Annotated in this window: 1 protein-coding gene and 1 pseudogene; both read left to right on the top strand. The window is 49.6% G+C overall.

The genetic code is table 11. The features are described 5' to 3' along the window. The first annotated feature begins 8 nt into the window (after positions 1 to 8). A complete protein-coding gene (locus G5B30_RS17610) occupies positions 9 to 152 on the top strand; it encodes a chitobiase/beta-hexosaminidase C-terminal domain-containing protein (RefSeq protein WP_410528451.1) in 144 nt (47 codons plus the stop codon). Between the two features lie 19 nt (positions 153 to 171). Next, positions 172 to 456, top strand: a pseudogene (locus G5B30_RS17170) (hypothetical protein); the annotation flags it as partial.

The raw sequence follows: 456 nt of genomic DNA, 5'->3' as shown, positions 1-456 counted from the left end.
GCTATACGCTGGACGGCAGTGAGCCTACGCCCCAATCAAACCGGTTCACAGGACCATTTGAGGTGCCTGTACATAAAACAGTCCGTGCGGCTACATTTAAAGGCGGCCGGCGGATCAGCCCGGTAAGTACCCGATCAATAGTGCATTTTTAGGAAAAATAACATAGTATAGATGAGATTTATAAATTACTTGTTGCTATTTGTTTCGCTTATGTCCGTAGCGTATGCCGGCACTCCCAAGCCCGAATACCCGCGGCCGCAGTTCGAGCGCGAGGATTGGATAAACCTGAACGGGACATGGACGTACCAGTTGGACCCCGTTAAATCAGGTTTTGAAAGGGGTAACATAAATTCCCAGGGCTTCGGTAGTCCGATTACTGTTCCGTTTGCCCCCGAGAGTATTTTGTCGGGTGTGCATCACACAGATTTTATCCCCCGCATCTGGTATCACAGGTCA

This window comes from Sphingobacterium sp. SGG-5 (assembly GCF_011043525.1).
GTDB lineage: Bacteria > Bacteroidota > Bacteroidia > Sphingobacteriales > Sphingobacteriaceae > Sphingobacterium.
This window is presented reverse-complemented; position numbering and strand designations above follow the sequence as displayed.